This window comes from Paenibacillus macerans (assembly GCF_900454495.1).
Taxonomy (GTDB): domain Bacteria; phylum Bacillota; class Bacilli; order Paenibacillales; family Paenibacillaceae; genus Fontibacillus; species Fontibacillus macerans.
The window spans coordinates 855,783-873,479 of the sequence record NZ_UGSI01000001.1; the positions used below are offsets into that span (position 1 = coordinate 855,783).

17 protein-coding genes are annotated in these 17,697 nt (G+C 53.9%); 14 read left to right on the forward strand and 3 right to left on the reverse strand.

Annotation, left to right across the window (positions count from 1 at the left end; all coding sequences use genetic code 11):
• Positions 1 to 16: 16 nt before the first annotated feature.
• From rimO to pduL, 13 genes are all read left to right on the forward strand, one after another.
• Entirely contained in the window at positions 17 to 1,345 is a 1,329-nt protein-coding gene (gene rimO / locus DYE26_RS03965) for a 30S ribosomal protein S12 methylthiotransferase RimO (protein WP_036622383.1), read from the forward strand.
• Complete coding sequence (pgsA, locus tag DYE26_RS03970; RefSeq protein ID WP_036622385.1) at positions 1,342 to 1,929, forward strand: CDP-diacylglycerol--glycerol-3-phosphate 3-phosphatidyltransferase; 588 nt, start codon at positions 1,342 to 1,344, stop codon at positions 1,927 to 1,929. Before rimO ends, pgsA begins: the two co-directional genes overlap by 4 nt.
• 184 nt (positions 1,930 to 2,113) lie before the next feature.
• The gene (locus DYE26_RS03975) at positions 2,114 to 3,367 is read left to right on the forward strand and encodes a competence/damage-inducible protein A (RefSeq protein ID WP_036622387.1); all 1,254 of its coding nucleotides are present in this window, start codon (positions 2,114 to 2,116) and stop codon (positions 3,365 to 3,367) included.
• A 1,117-nt stretch (positions 3,368 to 4,484) separates the two neighbouring features.
• Entirely contained in the window at positions 4,485 to 5,546 is a 1,062-nt protein-coding gene (recA, locus tag DYE26_RS03980) for a recombinase RecA (RefSeq protein WP_036622389.1), read from the forward strand.
• A 56-nt stretch (positions 5,547 to 5,602) separates the two neighbouring features.
• Positions 5,603 to 5,953, forward strand: coding sequence for a hypothetical protein (locus tag DYE26_RS33075; protein ID WP_124332740.1), 351 nt, complete (start codon positions 5,603 to 5,605; stop codon positions 5,951 to 5,953).
• 90 nt (positions 5,954 to 6,043) lie between these two features.
• Complete coding sequence (locus DYE26_RS03985) at positions 6,044 to 6,934, forward strand: regulatory protein RecX (RefSeq protein WP_240534124.1); 891 nt, start codon at positions 6,044 to 6,046, stop codon at positions 6,932 to 6,934.
• A gap of 322 nt (positions 6,935 to 7,256) precedes the next feature.
• Positions 7,257 to 8,798, forward strand: coding sequence for a ribonuclease Y (gene rny, locus DYE26_RS03990; protein ID WP_036622391.1), 1,542 nt, complete (start codon positions 7,257 to 7,259; stop codon positions 8,796 to 8,798).
• A gap of 150 nt (positions 8,799 to 8,948) precedes the next feature.
• Positions 8,949 to 9,743, forward strand: a complete 795-nt coding sequence (locus tag DYE26_RS03995; protein WP_036622393.1) for a TIGR00282 family metallophosphoesterase — start codon at positions 8,949 to 8,951, stop codon at positions 9,741 to 9,743.
• A gap of 119 nt (positions 9,744 to 9,862) precedes the next feature.
• A complete protein-coding gene (locus tag DYE26_RS04000; RefSeq protein ID WP_006286829.1) occupies positions 9,863 to 10,123 on the forward strand; it encodes a stage V sporulation protein S in 261 nt (86 codons plus the stop codon).
• A 96-nt stretch (positions 10,124 to 10,219) separates the two neighbouring features.
• Entirely contained in the window at positions 10,220 to 11,182 is a 963-nt protein-coding gene (locus DYE26_RS04005) for a dipeptidase (protein ID WP_115311175.1), read from the forward strand.
• Between the two features lie 218 nt (positions 11,183 to 11,400).
• Positions 11,401 to 13,176 (forward strand): 2-oxoacid:acceptor oxidoreductase subunit alpha, encoded by a 1,776-nt coding sequence (locus tag DYE26_RS04010; RefSeq protein ID WP_036622399.1) that lies wholly within the window; start codon positions 11,401 to 11,403, stop codon positions 13,174 to 13,176.
• Entirely contained in the window at positions 13,163 to 14,029 is an 867-nt protein-coding gene (locus tag DYE26_RS04015) for a 2-oxoacid:ferredoxin oxidoreductase subunit beta (protein ID WP_036622401.1), read from the forward strand. The genes DYE26_RS04010 and DYE26_RS04015 overlap by 14 nt, the downstream gene beginning before the upstream one ends.
• A gap of 120 nt (positions 14,030 to 14,149) precedes the next feature.
• Positions 14,150 to 14,722, forward strand: a complete 573-nt coding sequence (pduL, locus tag DYE26_RS04020; RefSeq protein WP_036622403.1) for a phosphate propanoyltransferase — start codon at positions 14,150 to 14,152, stop codon at positions 14,720 to 14,722.
• A gap of 94 nt (positions 14,723 to 14,816) precedes the next feature.
• On the opposite strand, the gene spoVAD is transcribed toward pduL, so the two are convergent.
• From spoVAD to DYE26_RS04035, 3 genes are read right to left on the reverse strand one after another with little or no spacing between them, the layout of a single operon-like run.
• Complete coding sequence (gene spoVAD / locus DYE26_RS04025; RefSeq protein ID WP_036622405.1) at positions 14,817 to 15,830, reverse strand: stage V sporulation protein AD; 1,014 nt, start codon at positions 15,828 to 15,830, stop codon at positions 14,817 to 14,819.
• A gap of 1 nt (position 15,831) precedes the next feature.
• A complete protein-coding gene (gene spoVAC, locus DYE26_RS04030) occupies positions 15,832 to 16,320 on the reverse strand; it encodes a stage V sporulation protein AC (RefSeq protein WP_036622406.1) in 489 nt (162 codons plus the stop codon).
• A gap of 19 nt (positions 16,321 to 16,339) precedes the next feature.
• Positions 16,340 to 17,200: a DUF421 domain-containing protein gene (locus tag DYE26_RS04035; RefSeq protein ID WP_036622408.1), complete on the reverse strand. Its 861-nt coding sequence runs from the start codon at positions 17,198 to 17,200 to the stop codon at positions 16,340 to 16,342.
• Between the two features lie 184 nt (positions 17,201 to 17,384).
• Here DYE26_RS04035 and DYE26_RS04040 point away from each other — a divergent pair, with 184 nt between their 5' ends.
• Complete coding sequence (locus DYE26_RS04040; RefSeq protein WP_036622410.1) at positions 17,385 to 17,591, forward strand: DUF1657 domain-containing protein; 207 nt, start codon at positions 17,385 to 17,387, stop codon at positions 17,589 to 17,591.
• Positions 17,592 to 17,697 lie beyond the last annotated feature (106 nt).

Sequence of the window (17,697 nt, forward strand, 5' to 3'; positions counted from 1 at the left end):
TATGGGGGAAATCGTCATGACTGAAAAGGTGAAAATCGTTACACTTGGCTGCGAGAAAAACTTGGTTGACTCCGAAATCATGTCGGGGCTGATCGACCGGCGCGGCTATTCCTTGGTGGACGACCGCGATGACGCCACGGTCATCATCGTCAATACGTGCGGTTTTATCGACGCCGCCAAAGAAGAGTCGGTAAACACGATTCTGGAGCTGGCCGAGCTTAAAGAAAGCGGAAAATTGAAGGCGCTGATCGTGTCGGGGTGTCTGACGCAGCGCTACAAACAAGCGCTCATGGAGGAAATGCCGGAGATCGACGGAATCGTCGGAACGGGCGATTTCCATAACATCACGCAGATCGTCGATGAGGCGGTGAAGGGCAAGAAGCCGGTATATGTAGGCAATCCGGTGTTCAACTACGAGCAGGTGCTGCCGCGCAAGCTGTCGACGGCCCGTTATACGGCGTATGTGAAAATCGCCGAGGGCTGCGACAACAACTGCACCTTCTGCAGCATCCCGCTGATGCGGGGCAAATTCCGCAGCCGTTCCATCGAATCGATCGTGGAGGAAGTCAAAGGCATGGCTGCGCAAGGGGTCAAGGAATTCAGCCTGATCGCCCAGGATTCCACCAATTACGGCACCGATCTGTACGGGGACTATAAACTGCCTGAGCTGCTGGACCGCGTCAGCCGGGTGGACGGTGTGGAATGGGTGCGGCTGCATTATGCGTATCCGGGCTTTTTTACGGATGAATTGATCGATATGATCGCGTCCAATCCGAAGATTTGCAAATACGTGGATATGCCGCTGCAGCATAGCGAGGACGCGATCCTGAAAAGAATGCGGCGCCCCGGACGCAACCGGGATATCCGCGAACTGATCGCCAAAATCCGCTCCCGCATCCCGGACGTTTCTTTGCGCACGTCGCTGATCGTGGGATTCCCGGGCGAAACCGAGGAAGATTTCGAGCGGCTATGCGATTTCGTCCGGGAGATCAAATTCGACCGGCTGGGCGTGTTTACATACTCGCAGGAAGAGGATACGCCGGCTTCGCGGCTGCCGGATCAGGTCGCCGAGGACGTCAAGGAATGGCGGGCCAATACGTTGATGGAGATTCAGCGCACCGTGGCGAACGAAAACAGCGGCAAATACATCGGCAAAGTGCTGGATGTCCTTGTGGAGCGCTACGATGGGCGGAGCGACGTTTATGTGGGGCGCTCGCAATTCGACGCGCCCGAAATCGACGGGGAAGTGTTCGTGACGAACTGCTCCGGGAATATCGGCGATATTGCCAAAGTGCGGATTACGCACGCATTTGAATATGATTTAACCGGGGAGGCTGTCCTGTGAATTTGCCCAACCGCATTACACTGACGCGTATTTTTATGATTCCGGTGATGCTGCTTTTTTTGCTGCTGGATGCGGGCTGGCTGTCTTATGAGCTCGTTGCGGGCACATACGCGCTGCCGGTCCATCAGTTGATTGCCGCGGTGCTGTTCATCGTCGCCGCCAGCACGGACGGAATCGACGGATACATCGCCCGGAAATACAATTTGGTGACGAATCTGGGCAAACTGCTCGACCCGCTTGCCGACAAGCTGCTGGTGGGCACCGTGTTGATCGGGCTCGTGTCGCTTGGCAAATGCAACGCCTGGATCGCCGTCATCATTATCGCGCGCGAATTTGCGGTAACCGGCCTGCGGGAGGTAGCGCTGCTCGAAGGTTCCGTGATCGCCGCCAGCAAATGGGGTAAAGCGAAAACAATCATCCAGATCATCGCGATTACCGTGCTGCTTCTGAACAATTTCCCGTTTGCCTGGCTGAACATCCCGTTTGACGATATCGCGATCTGGCTGGCGGCGATCATTACGATTTATTCGGGCATCGACTATTTCGTCAAAAATAAAAGCGTGCTTTCTTTTTCGAAAATGTAGTGCCTTGAGTGCGATGCTTGGGGTGTGATCCATTGAGTGTGATCCTTGGGGTGTAATGCTTTGAATGTGATGCTCTGAGTGAGATGCTTTGAATGCGATGCTTTGCGTGCTATGTTTTGAAGCGAAGTATTTAATGCTCAGGCAGAGGCTTGTTTTGGATTGCCGGAAGGAGACGTGAAAGCAAATGAAAGCGGAAATTATCGCGGTGGGGACGGAGCTGCTGCTCGGGCAAATCGTAAACACCAATGCGCAATATTTATCCCAGGAGCTGGCCGCGCTTGGGATTGACGTATATTTTCAGACGGTGGTCGGCGACAACCGGAAGCGGTTTGCCCAAGCGGTGGAGACGGCGGCTGCCCGCGCCGATTTGCTGATTTTTACCGGGGGGCTCGGGCCGACGCAAGACGATTTGACCAAGGAGGCGCTGGCCGAGGTGCTTGGGCGGCCGCTCTATGTCGACCCGGAAGCGATGGCGAATGTCGAACGCTTTTTCAAGGACAGGGGCGTGCCGATGACGGAAAACAACCGCCGCCAGGCGCTGGCGATTGACGGCGGGACCCCGCTTCCGAACGAAACCGGTCTGGCGGTTGGGGATGCGGTTGCGGCCGGCGGCAAGTTTTATATCGTTTTGCCCGGTCCGCCGAAGGAAATGAAACCGATGTTCGAGCGCCAGGCGAAGCCGTGGATTTTGAAGCATGCGCTATCCGAGGAAATGCCGATCTATTCGAAAATGCTCAAGTTTGCCGGGATCGGCGAATCGGCGCTGGAGACGAAGCTGCTCGATTTGATCAAGGAGCAGTCGGACCCGACCGTGGCCCCTTACGCCAAGGAAGGCGAGGTCACGATCCGCGTTTCCACCAAGGCGGCGAGCGAACGGGAAGCGATGGAGAAGCTGGGTGCTATGGAGCGGGAAATCGCTTCCCGCTTGCCGGAGCATCTGTACGCGAACGTCGATGTGCCGATCGAGCAGAAGATTTTGGAGCTGATGGCCCAGCGCGGGCTGACGCTCAGTGCGGCCGAGAGCTGCACCGGCGGGCTGCTGATGGAGATGATCACCGCGATTCCGGGGAGCTCGGCCGTGTTTATGGGCGGCATCGTCTGCTATTCCAACGCGATGAAGGAGAAGCTGCTGAACGTTCCGCATGAACTGCTCGAAGGCGATGGCGCTCCTGGCGCCGTCAGCGCGGAAACGGCGCGGGTGCTGGCTGAGCAGGTGCGGCTGACCGCCGATACCGACTTTGGCCTTTCGATCACCGGCGTCGCCGGCCCAGGCGCTTCCGAACGCAAGCCGGCCGGGCTCGTCTATATCGCGATCTCCCGCCGCGGCGGGGATACGGCCGTATACGAGCTGAACCTGAAAGGCAACCGCGATGCCGTCCGCATGCGCTCGGCCAAAACGATTTTGTACCGGTTGTGGAGAGCGTTGATGGAGTCGTAAGCTTAGTGCATGTGCATGTGTGAGAGCGATGAGTTCCCGCAGCTTAATTGACACCGCGTTCTGATTGGAGTTATCCAATAGAATTGAAATTTAACGGCAAACCCGGCAGTTTGATTGGATATTTCCAATTGATTAGATTCAGCAGGAGCATAACGGGCGATTTTGAGCGCGATCTATTGGATATTTCCAATGAGAACTCCAAAAATCGAGCGAGTTCCGACAATCTATTGGATTTTTCCAATGAGTGGTGAAGGGACAACCGGATTGCAGAGGCTCTGGTCGTATGGCGCACGATGCTCACCGTCTCAGCATGCTTCTTGCACTTTTCGGCCGCTTGGCATATAATCAAGACACGGAAGAACCGTAGCAAACGAACAGTTGTGCTGCGGTTCTTTTTTTGTTTGGAAATTTGTTTGGGAGGAGGAGCGAAGTTGTACGTTTTGGCGAACGTTGGGTCGATGTCTAGTTGTGTCTAATCAATTGACTAGTTAAAGCCCTGCACCGAAGTATAGCCGAATCCCGGAGGGAGAGCGGCTGCAAGCACAAAAGTCACTATAGGAGCACCAAGCAAGGGATAAACAAGCTAAAGCCTTGCGCCAAAGTAAAGCGAATCCCGGAGGGAGAGCGGCTGCAAGCACAAACATTGCAGAATAAACAGCTTACGTAGCAGTTCACCCCCGCAGGAGCGCCATAAGCAGAGCGTGCCCGAAGGGCGACAAGCGGCAGTCTTCCCCATAGCTACCCGGGTGCACGTGAAAGCAGCAGTGCCTGCAGCGTGTTTTCAGGTAGCCCTGGAGCACCAATAGTAAGACGTACCCCGAAGGGGAGAAAAGCGTTCCAAGCACGAAGTAAGCGAATCCCGCAGGGAGAGCGCCAAGGGAGCGCCTCAGAACCTCCCGCGTTAGTTCAATTTGCGGGAATCCAAAGGGCAGCAGGCTCTTGGGGCCCTCCCTTACGGTAAGGGAGGGTTTGGGAGGGTTGAGATCCCGGTTTGAGAGGGTTGAAAATTTACGCGAATATATGTTCGAAAAAGTGCTTGGCAAACATTCCAAAACAAGGTACAATTATAGACGTTGGAAGTAATCGTGTTATTATCTCATTTAAGGATGTGAGCTGATTGTCAGATCGTAAAGCTGCGCTGGAAATGGCGCTTCGGCAAATAGAAAAACAATTCGGTAAAGGTTCGATCATGAAACTGGGCGAGTCGACGCACATGCAAGTGGAGATCGTCCCAAGCGGATCGATCGCTTTGGATATTGCTTTGGGTACCGGGGGATTGCCCCGCGGCCGTATTATTGAAGTGTACGGACCGGAGTCTTCGGGTAAGACGACGGTAGCGCTGCACGCGATTGCGGAAGTTCAGAAAATCGGCGGACAAGCCGCATTTATCGACGCGGAACATGCTCTGGATCCTTCCTATGCAAGCAAGCTTGGCGTAAACATCGACGAGTTGCTTTTGTCCCAGCCGGATACGGGCGAACAAGCGTTGGAAATCGCCGAAGCGCTCGTGCGCAGCGGTGCGGTTGACATCATCGTTATCGACTCTGTTGCCGCGCTCGTACCTAAGGCGGAAATCGAAGGCGAGATGGGGGATTCCCACGTCGGTTTGCAAGCCCGCTTGATGTCTCAAGCGCTGCGGAAGCTGTCGGGGGCGATCAGCAAATCGAAAACGATCGCGATCTTCATTAACCAGCTTCGCGAGAAAGTCGGCGTAATGTTCGGGAATCCGGAGACAACGCCGGGTGGACGGGCCTTGAAATTCTATTCGACGATCCGTCTGGACGTTCGCCGCGTGGAAACGATCAAGATGGGCAACGATATGGTCGGAAACCGGACGCGGATTAAAGTCGTGAAGAATAAAGTCGCTCCGCCGTTCAAACAAGCCGAAATCGACATTATGTACGGCGAAGGTATTTCCAAAGAGGGCAGCATCATCGACATCGGCGTGGAATTGGATATCGTGGATAAGAGCGGTGCATGGTATTCGTTCGCGGGCGAACGCCTCGGTCAAGGCCGGGAGAACGCGAAACAGTTCTTGAAAGAGCATACGGAAATCGCCAATTCGATTGAACAAAAAATCCGGGAATCGAGCAATTTGACCACTGCGGTTGCTCCTGCGTCGCCAAGCGAACTGGAAATGGAACTCCAAGAGGAGCAAGCGCTTTTCGGAGATGAATAAGGCAGCAGCCATGAAGCGCTCTGACCCCGTCGGTAAATAGCCGGGGCAGGGCGCTTTTGCAGTTTGGGGGCGGTTGGCCGAAAACGGTAAAAATACAGCTTGACCTAAAAATCCGTGTTGACAGCTGGCTACTGGAACGACAGAGCGTCGGCATTCAAAATAGCGGCACTTTATGTGCTTATTATCCTGAGTCAGGCATGTTCATCCTCATTAGCGGCATTTTTTGTACTTATTTTTCTATGAATGGCCCAGAACGTGAGGATTTCCTGGCGACTCGAGAAAATAACGACATAAATTGTCTCTATTTCCCTCAAATGGACGGAAATCGCCGGAATAACGCCATTTTTTACTCTTGTGTTTTTCGCTGGAGTATACCAGGCAGCCTGGGTTTGCAGGTTTTCTTATAGTTTTATCGAGCGGCGTATTTTTTTGGACACACAAAGCCGAATCTACACCTGGTACCAGTCCGGTCCGGGTGTGACACAGGAGGAACGCAGTTGAATCAATGGGAGAAAAGCCGTGGAAAAGATCAAAGCGGCGGGCACGATATCGTTGACATATCCGATGAGATGTTTTGGCAGGAAAGATTGCGGACGCCTGACCGAAAGGGATTCAGACAACTGGAAGGATCCAGACAAGTGGAGGGATCCAGGCAAGTGCAGGATTCCGTCCAGGTAGAGGACTCCGTCCAAGTGAAGGAATCCGGATTATCCGCTTTTCCGGAAGACGCGGAGCTGGTCATTACTTCGGTGCAGGTGCTGAAGCGGCCGAAACATCGGTACCGGATTTTTTTCGGAGCGTACGCGTTTGAGGTTCATGAGGATGTCATGATCAAATACCGCATGATCAAAGGGGCGGTTTTCACCAAAGCGGAGCTGGAGGAGATCGTTTCGGCGGATGAGCGGCAGCAGGGGTATGCGGACGCTCAGACGTATTTGAGCCGGAAGCCGCGGACCGCGTATGAAATCTCCATGCGCCTAAAGGAAAAAGGCTGGGGAGAGGAAACGATAAACGATGTTATCGGCCGGCTGCAAGCCGAAGGTTATCTCGATGACGCCGCATATGCGCAGGAATGGGCTGCACAGCGGGTGAAACTGCGGGGGAAGGGAAAACTATGGGTGCGCCACGAACTGCGCCAGAAAGGGGTCTCCAAGCCTCTGATCGAGGACGCGCTGGGCGAAGTCAGCGAAGACGACGAATTCGCGAGCGCGATGCTGCTGGGGGCCAAGAAATGGCGCGGTACTTCCGGCGAACCGTTAGATAAAAAACGCAAGACAGGAGCTTTTTTGCAGCGCAGAGGTTTTTCCGGAAAAATCGTCTCAAAAGTGCTTCGGGAGCTCGGCCGCGAAGACGGAATGAGCGCTGAAGACGAGTGGGACGCGGAATAGCCGGACAAGACCGGAACGGGAGGGAACTCTTGTCATTTGCTTGACAATTTCTTTCATCAAATAATAAAATGATACTTGAATCCATATCGCTGAAGTCCCTTTTTTTCCTTCCAAAATTATGGGCTCCGAATGTGATTCTTGTTCTCCAATCATGAGGCCGATACTTCCGTATTTTCTGCGGAACCGTCATGCATAAGCATGAACCAGCTGAACTGAATGGGCATGTCATGTATTCTTAGTACGAATGATGAATGAGAAAAGTAACTAACAACTGCAAACATCCCAAGGAATGCCTTGGAGGAAACAACGGGGAGGTGAACAGATGAATCCTGTAATCTGGTTCGTTCTCGTTGCAGCCGCTTTATTCTTTGGGTTCGTGATCGGGTATTTTATTCGCAAATCTCTTGCAGAAGCTAAAATTTCCAGTGCGGAACACGCTGCAAGCCAAATCTTGGAAAACGCGAGAAAGGAAGCAGAGGCACTGAAAAAGGAAACGGTTCTGGAAGCGAAAGATGAAGTCCATAAGCTAAGAACCGAAGCTGATAAAGACATTCGTGAACGTCGGAATGAAATTCAACGACAAGAAAGACGATTGTTGCAAAAAGAAGAGTCGCTGGATAAAAAATTAGAATCGCTTGAACGTAAAGAAGAGCAAGTGGTCAGCAAGGAGAAACGGATCGAAGAAACCCAGCAGCAAATCGAGTTGATTTACAAAAATCAGGTTCAAGAATTGGAACGCATCTCCAATCTGACGATGGAAGATGCTCGCACGATTATTTTGAACAACGTTGAGCAGGAAGTCCGCCACGAGACGGCACAGATGATCAAGGACATCGAACAGCAGGCGAAGGAGGAAGCGGACAAGAAATCCCGCGAAATCATCACGCTGGCGATCCAACGCTGCGCTGCCGACCATGTGGCGGAAACGACGGTGTCCGTCGTGACCCTGCCGAACGAAGAGATGAAGGGACGGATTATCGGACGCGAAGGACGTAATATTCGTGCGCTCGAAACGTTGACGGGAATTGATCTCATTATCGACGATACGCCGGAAGCGGTGATTCTGTCGGGCTTTGATCCGATACGCCGCGAAATTGCCCGCACCGCGCTGGAGAAACTGGTGGCGGACGGACGGATTCACCCGGCGCGCATCGAAGAGATGGTCGAGAAGTCGCGCCGGGAAGTGGACGAACGCATTCGCGAATATGGCGAACAGGCTACCTTCGAGGTCGGCGTGCATGCTCTTCATCCCGATTTGATCAAAATCCTGGGACGCCTCAAGTTCCGGACAAGCTACGGTCAAAACGTGCTGAAGCACTCGATGGAGGTTGCGTACCTGGCCGGATTGATGGCCGGAGAACTCGGCGAAGATATCGCGCTGGCCAAACGGGCGGGCTTGTTGCATGATATAGGTAAAGCGCTTGATCATGAAGTGGAAGGATCTCATGTCGAAATCGGCGTGGAACTGGCTAAGAAATACAAGGAACATCCGGTGGTCATCAACAGTATTGCCTCTCACCACGGCGATTGCGAAGCGACTTCCGTCATCGCCATGCTGGTTGGCGCCGCAGACGCTTTGTCGGCGGCAAGACCGGGGGCGCGGCGCGAGACGCTGGAAACGTACATTCGCCGTTTGGAGAAACTCGAAGAGATTTCCGAGTCGTTCGAAGGCGTCGAGAAATCGTTTGCCATTCAGGCGGGCCGCGAGGTTCGCGTGATGGTGCAGCCTGATAAGATCGACGATGCGGAAGCGTTCCGCTTGGCGAGAGACATTACCAAGAAGATTGAAAGTGAGCTGGATTATCCGGGTCATATCAAAGTTACCGTCATCCGCGAAACGCGGGCGGTTGAATACGCCAAGTAAAGGATATGCTGAAAAGTGGCCCCCTGGGGGGGCCGCTTTTTCATTGCTTGACAACGCGGCTTGCGTTGCGCAAGGCATTCGGAGATTTTATCGCAAGATGGCGAACGCCGGATGCTGCATAGGGGTAGTCATGCCTAAGGAGGGAGCATTATTAAAGTTCTGTTTATCGGAGATATCGTAGGGAATACGGGGCGAAAGGCGTTGAAGGCGACGCTGCCTCATCTGAAGTCCAAGTACAATCCGCACATCATTATCGCCAACGGCGAAAACGCGGCGGCCGGCCGGGGAATCAACGCCAATATCGCCAAGGAATTTTTTGAGCAGGGCATTCACGGATTAACGATGGGCAACCATACGTGGGACAATAAAGAGATTTTCGATTTTATAGACGAGGAGCCGCGGATGATTCGTCCGGCCAATTATCCCCCGGGCACGCCGGGCCGGGGCTCGATGGTCATCAAGGCGGGCGGCAAGGAGCTGGCGGTCGTAAACCTGATGGGCCGCACGTTTTTGCCGCCGCTGGACGATCCGTTCCGCAAGGCGGACGAAATCATCGGGCAGTTGTCCAAGAAGCACAAATGCATTCTGGTCGATTTCCATGCCGAAGCCACTTCGGAGAAGATCGCCATGGGCTGGTATTTGGACGGCCGCGCTTCTTTGGTGGTCGGCACGCACACGCATGTGCAAAGCAACGACGACACGATTTTGCCCCAAGGCACCGCTTATTTGACGGATGCCGGCATGGTCGGCTCCCGGGAAGGGATTCTCGGCATGGAGCGGACGGCCGTGCTGCGGAAATTTACCACCCAACTGCCGGTCCGGTTTCAAGTATGCGAAGGCAAATGGCATTTTCACGCCGTGTTCGTGGAACTGGACGAAGCGACCGGCCGGGCGCTGAAAATCGAAAAAATCCGTTTGCTCGAAGACGAGTGGCGGATGGATTGAAACCGGCCGATCAAGGCCTCCCAAAGTACAGCAAGGGAAAAAGAAGGAATTATTTGAGCTCTCACGAATATGTTCTAAGTAGTGGAATCAACCGATTATTCCCAGGGAGGTACTTGACCATGGAAGTATTAAAAGTTTCAGCAAAATCCAACCCCAACTCCGTTGCCGGGGCGTTAGCTGGAGTTCTTAGAGAACGCGGCGCTGCTGAACTTCAAGCCATTGGGGCTGGTGCACTAAACCAAGCCATTAAAGCTGTAGCGATCGCCCGGGGATTTGTCGCGCCAAGCGGTGTAGACCTCATTTGCATTCCGGCATTTACCGACATCGTGATCGATGGTGAGGACCGTACCGCTATTAAACTTATCGTAGAACCCAGATAAATGAGAGTTATGATGACATGATGCCTGTTTACGACGTAACCCGACGTAGACAGGTTTTTTTGTTATTTTCAGAAAATGGGACAGGAGGAATCCGCTTTGAAATATCCGGTGATTGACTTTCATTGCGATGCTTTAAGCAAAATGATGCTTGACCCGGCGCTTGATTTTGCCAGCGATGAACGGCTGGACGTCAATTTGCGGCGAATGAAGGACGGGGGCGTTGCCCTGCAGTGCTTTGCGATTTTTCTTTCCGAACGTTTGGGGACACCGAAAATGGAGCATGTCCTGGGGCAGCTTGACCTGTTTCGGCAAAAAATAAAAACCCTAGGCGTGTCCGAGATCCGTACGGCGGAAGACGTTGAGGCATTGGAGCGGAAAGGCGGAATCGGCGGCTTTCTGTCGCTGGAAGGAGCCGACGGGCTGGAAGGCAACCTGCATTATCTGCGAATATGCTATGAGCGCGGGGTTCGGTTTCTCGGCATTACGTGGAATCATGCCAATTGGGCGGCCGACGGCATAATGGAGCCCAAAGGCCGCGGGTTTACGCCGCAAGGCCTGGAGTTGGTCAAGGCCTGCCATGAACTTGGAATTATCCTCGACGTATCGCATTTGTCGGTCAAAGGGTTTTGGGAACTGGCGGAGCTGGCCGATCGGGCGGGAAAACCTTTTATCGCTTCGCATTCGAATGCTTATAGCGTCTGCGGGCATGCGCGGAATTTGCGCGACGATCAGATCAAGGAGATCGTCCGACTCCGCGGACGGATCGGAATCACCTTTGTTCCCTGGTTCGTCAAAGAGGGCCGAAACGTTGCGAGCCGGGATATTTTGCCGCATCTGGACCGGATTTGCTCGCTTGGGGGAGCGGGGACGATCATGTTCGGCTCCGACTTCGACGGCATCGAATCGCATTTGAGCGATCTGCGGCATGCCGGACATTACGCCCAATGGCAGGAAACGTTGCTGAAATATTACCCGGAGGAGCTTGTCCGCGGATGGTTGTACGGCCATGCGGCCGCGTTCCTGCGGGCCTGGCTGCCCAAAGGAGAGAAAGCGCTTTAATTCATCCAATTGCGAGATCGAATTAATCGAAAACTACTATACGAAAAAGTCGAGAAAACGCTTGCTTTTTGTCCGGTGGAGACATAAAATTGACATGACTCTGAAACAGAATGTTCACAAAATGCGAGGCCAACAGTGAGGTCTCACACGTCTACATTCTATGAGTGTGATTTATAATTTTAGTTTCCATTGCGATACGATTAAAGGGGTGGGCGATCTTGATTAGTCAATTGTCTTGGAAGATCGGTGGACAGCAAGGCGAAGGGGTTGAAAGTACGGACCGGATTTTTTCGACGGCCTTAAACAGGCTGGGTTATTATTTGTATGGGTACCGTCACTTCTCGTCCCGTATCAAAGGCGGACATACAAACAACAAAATCCGGATCAGTACCAAGCCGATTCGTGCGATTTCCGACGACTTGGACATCTTAGTCGCTTTTGACCAGGAAAGTATCGACTTGAATGCCAAAGAACTGCGCAGCGGAGGGGTTATCGTTGCCGATGCCAAATTTAACCCCACCGTTCCCGAAGGCGTGGATGCCGGATTGTTCCCGGTTCCGATTACGAGCATTGCCGAAGAACTCGGGACTTCGCTGATGAAAAACATGGTGGCGTCGGGCGCATCCTGGGCGCTGCTCGGACTTCCGCTCGAAGTGTTCAACAAAGCCGTGGAGGAAGAGTTCGGGCGCAAGGGGCCGGCCATTGTCGAAAAAAATATCGAAGCGGTTAAACGGGGCGCGGACTATGTGCTGGAACTGGCCGGCGGTCCGTTGGAAGAATTTAAGCTGGAGCCGGCCGACGGCAAGCAGAAGCTGTTCATGATCGGCAACGATGCGATCGGCCTCGGCGCCGTAGCCGCGGGGTGCCGGATCATGAGCGCGTACCCGATTACGCCTGCTTCCGAAATCATGGAATATTTAATCAAGAAATTGCCGAAATTCGGCGGCACCGTCATTCAGACGGAAGACGAAATCGCGGCCATTACGATGGCGATCGGCGCCAGTTATGGCGGCGTGCGGGCGATGACGGCGTCGGCCGGACCGGGCTTGTCTCTTATGATGGAGGCGATCGGCCTCGCCGGCATGACGGAAACGCCGGTCGTGATCGTCGACACGCAGCGCGGCGGTCCAAGCACGGGCCTGCCGACGAAGCAGGAGCAGAGCGATATCAACGCGCTGATCTACGGCACGCACGGCGAAATTCCCAAAATCGTGCTGGCGCCAAGCTCCATTGAAGAGTGCTTCTACGATACCGTTCAGGCCTTCAATCTGGCGGATAAATATCAAGTGCCGGTCATTTTGGCCACAGATCTGCAGCTGTCGCTTGGCAAACAGTCCTGCGAGCTGCTCGATTACAACAAAATTACGATCGATCGCGGCTACCTGGTCAAAGACATTCCGGACCGCGAGGATTCGAGCATGTTTAACCGGTACGCCTTTACCGAAAACGGCATTTCGCCGCGGGTTCTGCCCGGGGAGAAAAACGGCATCCACCATGTGACCGGGGTGGAGCACGACGAGGCGGGACGCCCGTCGGAAAGTCCGGTCAACCGCAAAAAGATGATGGAGAAGCGGCTGCGCAAGCTGGCGAAGGTGGAAGTGAGCGATCCGATTCACCTCCAGGCCCCGCACGCCGAACCGGATCTGCTGATCGTCGGCATGGGTTCGACCGGCGGTACGATCGATCAAGCGCGTAAACAGCTTGAAGCGGACGGCATCAAAACGAATCACATGACGGTTCGCCTGCTGCATCCTTTCCCGACGGAGCTGGTGCTGCCGCAAGTCGCCAAAGCGAAAAAAGTCGTCGTGTTGGAAAACAATGCGACAGGGCAGCTGGCCAATCTGATCAAACTGCATGTCGGCCATCACGATAAGATCGCGAATGTGCTGAAATATGACGGAAATCCGTTCCTTCCTTCGGATGTTTACGAAGAATGCAAGAAGGCGGCCGGAAACAAAGCGCAGGAGGAGTTGGTGAAAAATGGCAACCTTTAAGGAATTCCGAAACAACATTAAACCAAACTGGTGTCCGGGCTGCGGGGATTTCTCCATTCAAGCCGCTATCCAGCGCGCCGCGGCGAATGTAGGTCTGGAACCGGAGAATCTGGCCGTCATCTCCGGGATCGGCTGCTCCGGCCGGATCTCCGGTTATATTAACGCCTACGGCCTGCACGGGATTCACGGCCGCGCCCTTCCGATTGCGCAAGGCGTCAAGCTGGCCAACCGCGATCTCACCGTGATCGCTTCCGGCGGCGACGGCGACGGCTTCGCCATCGGGATGGGGCACACGGTGCATGCGATCCGCCGCAACATCAACATTACGTACATCGTAATGGATAACCAGATTTACGGGTTGACGAAAGGGCAAACCTCCCCGCGCAGCGGCGAAGGATTCAAGACCAAAAGCACGCCGGAAGGGTCGGTGGAATCGACGTTGTCCCCGCTGGAAATCGCTTTGGCGTCGGGCGCAACGTTTGTCGCCCAGGCCTTCTCCAGCGATCTGAAGCAGCTGACGTCGCTGATCGAGCAGGGCATCCAGCATGAAGGCTTTTCGCTGATCAACGTGTTTAGCCCGTGCGTCACCTTCAACAAGGTGAATACGTACGACTGGTTCAAGGAAAACATTATCAACCTCGATACGATTCCGGATTACGATCCGGCCAACCGGGCGATGGCGATGGCGAAGCTGATGGAAACGGGCAGCATGATTACCGGCCTGATCTATCAGAACAAGGAGAAGAAGAGCTACGAAAATCTGGTTCACGGCTTTAAGCAAGAGCCGCTTGCCTACCAACAGCTGGCAATATCCGAAGCCGAGTTTGACAATCTTGTAGCAGAATTTAGATAATATTTCGAAAGACGTCCTTTTTTGGTGGACGTCTTTTCCTTTTTGTACACAATAGGTGTATAATGGGTAACGATGTGAATCGTCATCGACATAGAGAATATACGAGGAGTGTTTGCAAAGATGAGTAAGACAGTACCTGTCGGCGTTTCTGCACGTCATATCCACTTAACCCAGGAGCACATCGAAATTTTGTTTGGCCAAGGCTATCAGCTGACCGAGTTCAAGCCGTTGTCCCAACCGGGGCAATTTGCCGCCAATGAACAAGTGGCCGTGATCGGACCGAAAGGACAATTCGATAAAGTTCGTATTTTGGGCCCGGCCCGTCCGGCTTCCCAGCTGGAAATTTCCCGTACGGATTCCTTCGCGATCGGAGTGAAGGCGCCGGTTCGCGAATCGGGCAACATCGAAGGCACGCCGGGCATCAAAGTCAAAGGGCCGTCCGGCGAAATCGAATTGGACAAGGGCGTCATCGTAGCCGCCCGCCATATTCACTTCCATACCTCGGATGCGGAGAAATGGGGCATTAAAGATAAGCAGCTGCTGAAAGTCCGTTTGGGCGGGGAACGCGGTTTGGTGTTCGAAAATGTGATCGCGCGCGTTTCGGACAACTTTGCGCTCGACATGCATATCGATACGGACGAAGCGAACGCCGCCGGCGCCAAAACGGGGGACACGGCGGAGATCATCGACTAATCGCTTTGATAGGATCATAGATACACCAATGGAGAAGGGCTTGCTCCCGGCAGAAGATGTGCCGGGAGCAAGCCCTTGACGTTTTTCCATAGATTTAGCCTCCGGAGCGTTCGATCGCTACGGCGTGAGCGATGCACGGAACGCTTTCCCCTTGCTGGTAGGAGAGCGGGGAGAGCAGCGCGCCGGTGGCGACAACGAGTATCCGGTTTAGTTCCCCGCGCTCCATCTTGTTCAGCAGGTGCCCGTAGGTCACGACGGCCGAGCAGGCGCATCCGCTCGCCCCCGCCTGCACCTGCTGCTTTTCATAATCGTAAATCATCATCCCGCAGTCTTTATACGTTGTCTCCTGAATGGGCACGTTATGGCGTTTAAACAGATCGTTGGCGATCGCGTAACCAACTTTGGACAGGTCGCCCGTCACAATGAGATCATAGTAGGACGGGGCGATTTCCAAATCCCGCAAGTGCGCCTGAATCGTGTCGACGGCCGCCGGGGCCATCGCCGCTCCCATATTAAGCGGATCGGTAATGCCCATGTCGACCACTCTGCCGATGGTGGCCGCCGTCACCGACGGCCCTGTCCCCTCCAGCGACACGACGGCCGAACCGGACCCGGTGACGGTAAATTGCGCTGTCGGCGGTTTTTGCGAACCGTATTCCGTCGGGTAGCGAAACTGCTTCTCAACGCTGGCGTTATGGCTGCACGTGCCGGCCAGCGCGTATTTGGCGCCCCCCGCGTTCACGACAAAGGAAGCGAGCGCCAGGCTTTCCATCGAGGTGGAGCATGCCCCAAACATGCCGACATACGGGATGCTTAACGTCCGGGCGGCAAAGCTGGTGCTGATGATCTGGTTCATCAAATCGCCGCCGAAATGGAACGAAATCTGCTCTTTCGTTAAGCCGGCATTTTCGATCGCCAGCTTGGCCGATTCCTCCATCAGCGTTTTCTCGGCTTTTTCCCAGCTGTCCTGACCCAAATACAAATCGGCGTGGATGATGTCGAAATCTTCCGCGAGCGGCCCTTGGCCTTCGAACGGGCCGACGACGGTGGCCGTGCTGATGATTTTCGGCTTGTTCTCAAACACCCAGCTTTGATGTCCTTTCAGCATGTCAATGACCTCCTCCGGCGTAGCCCGGAACGAAGATGGCGTAAATGATCCCGATAATAAACGCCGCTACCGTCCCGAACACGACAACCGAACCGGCTAGTTGGAACATCCCGGCGCCGACGCCAAGCACCAATCCCTCGGGGCGGTGTTCAATGGCGCTCGAAGCCATCGAGTTAGCAAAGCCGGTCACCGGCACGGCCGTGCCGGCCCCCGCCCATTGGGCGATCTTGTCGTAGACGCCAAGGCTCGTCAGCAGGACGGACAAAATGACGAGAACGGCTACCATGGGGCTCGCCGCCTCTTTTTCGCTCATTCCGGCAAAATGAATAAAAGCCTGGCGGATGCATTCGCCAAGCAGGCAGATCAGCCCGCCGACCAGAAACGCCCGCACGCAGTTGAGGGCCACCGGGCGCTTCGGCTCATGCGAATTGGCCAGCCGTTGGTATTGCTGCTGCGTCGGCGTCGGCTTTTTATTTTTTTTCTTGGCCATGATCCCATTCCTCCTTCGTTTACGATGATAAGAGCGGCTTGACGCCTTCGATGACCTTTTGCAGGCGGTTCGAGCAATCGCCGTACAGCTTTTTGGCTTCGCCCTCCTCCGACGAAAGGGCAAACATCTCCAGATCGGCTTCGCATTTTTTCAGTTCCGCCAGCAATACCGCCTTTTCCTGCGGCTGCGGCACCATCAGCTGATCATCGTACAAATCGGCATAAAATTGACCGTACGCATCGACTTGCCCCAGGTTGACATTGTCAAGCGAGACGCCGAGCTTCTCCAGCTGGGTGTTCAGCCAATGCCGGTTCAGCCCCATCGTGGCGAGCGGCTCATCCATGATTTTTCCGTCGATGATGACCGTTTGCGGTTCGGGTTCGGGGGAAACTTTGATGCCCAGATCGGAAGGGGTCAGCGGCAGGTATTCCTTTTTAGGCAGCACGTTGATTTCCCCGTCGGGCTCGATTACGGCGAATTCGACCTCGGCAACTTTGAAAATGTTCTTTTTGCGCAGCTGGGCCATCAATTCCTCGTTGGTGAGCCTCTCTTTTTTCAAATTATCCTCCATCACCTTGCCGTCTTTGATCAAAACGGTGCCTTTGCTGTCGATCAAATCCCTGGCCTTTTTGCTCTTGATCTGCAGAAATTCGATGCCAAGGGACACGGCAAACCAAACGGCGACGGCGATGATCCCCAAATACCAGTCGTTCCCGATATCGAGGGAGATGTAAGCCGTGATGCTGCCGATGGTGATTCCGGTGATATATTCGAAAAAGGAAAGCTGGGAAACCTGCCTTTTCCCAAGCAACCGAGTAAGCACATATAAAACAACGACAGCCACCAGCGTTCTAACTATGACTTCCAGCCATACCGGCATGCGGATACTCCTTTCGGCTTAATGCTTTTGTCAAAAATCGGGTTGAACTAAACCCATTATGCGCGAGCCAAACCACTTTTACTAAATACAAAATATGGAAAAACAAATGCCGCATGAAGATTCATTTAGCAGGCAAAATTATGCTGTGTCTCAACGATTTTGCATTTCAAAGGTGGTGAAAAACATGACGGTGGCAGCACAAGTCAAAACGACGCTGGCTTCTTTGAAAAGCGCTCAGGCCAACCTTGAGCAATTTGCGCTGAACACGCAAAACCAGCAAGCCAAAAACCTGTTCACGGATGCCGCTAAACAGACGCAGCAAATCGTGACTCAAGTGGAAAGCCGCGTACAGCAGCTGGAGAGCGAAGAGCCTCAATATAAAGGGTTCTAAATTGAATTTTTCGAAGGAAGGCCCGTTCTTTCATAGAGCGGGTCTTTTTCTGGATATCGGAAAGGAACCATGCTATAATTTAGTGTAATGCCTTTTTCTAGATATG

Excerpts from the sequence above, each read along its gene's own strand:
- rimO (WP_036622383.1), top strand. The coding sequence starts at position 17 with ATGACTGAAAAGGTGAAAATCGTTACACTTGGCTGCGAGAAAAACTTG.
- DYE26_RS03975 (WP_036622387.1), top strand. The coding sequence starts at position 2,114 with ATGAAAGCGGAAATTATCGCGGTGGGGACGGAGCTGCTGCTCGGGCAA.
- rny (WP_036622391.1), top strand. The coding sequence starts at position 7,257 with ATGAATCCTGTAATCTGGTTCGTTCTCGTTGCAGCCGCTTTATTCTTT.
- DYE26_RS04000 (WP_006286829.1), top strand. The coding sequence starts at position 9,863 with ATGGAAGTATTAAAAGTTTCAGCAAAATCCAACCCCAACTCCGTTGCC.
- DYE26_RS04015 (WP_036622401.1), top strand. The coding sequence starts at position 13,163 with ATGGCAACCTTTAAGGAATTCCGAAACAACATTAAACCAAACTGGTGT.
- pduL (WP_036622403.1), top strand. The coding sequence starts at position 14,150 with ATGAGTAAGACAGTACCTGTCGGCGTTTCTGCACGTCATATCCACTTA.
- spoVAD (WP_036622405.1), bottom strand. The coding sequence starts at position 15,830 with ATGCTGAAAGGACATCAAAGCTGGGTGTTTGAGAACAAGCCGAAAATC.
- spoVAC (WP_036622406.1), bottom strand. The coding sequence starts at position 16,320 with ATGGCCAAGAAAAAAAATAAAAAGCCGACGCCGACGCAGCAGCAATAC.
- DYE26_RS04035 (WP_036622408.1), bottom strand. The coding sequence starts at position 17,200 with ATGCCGGTATGGCTGGAAGTCATAGTTAGAACGCTGGTGGCTGTCGTT.
- DYE26_RS04040 (WP_036622410.1), top strand. The coding sequence starts at position 17,385 with ATGACGGTGGCAGCACAAGTCAAAACGACGCTGGCTTCTTTGAAAAGC.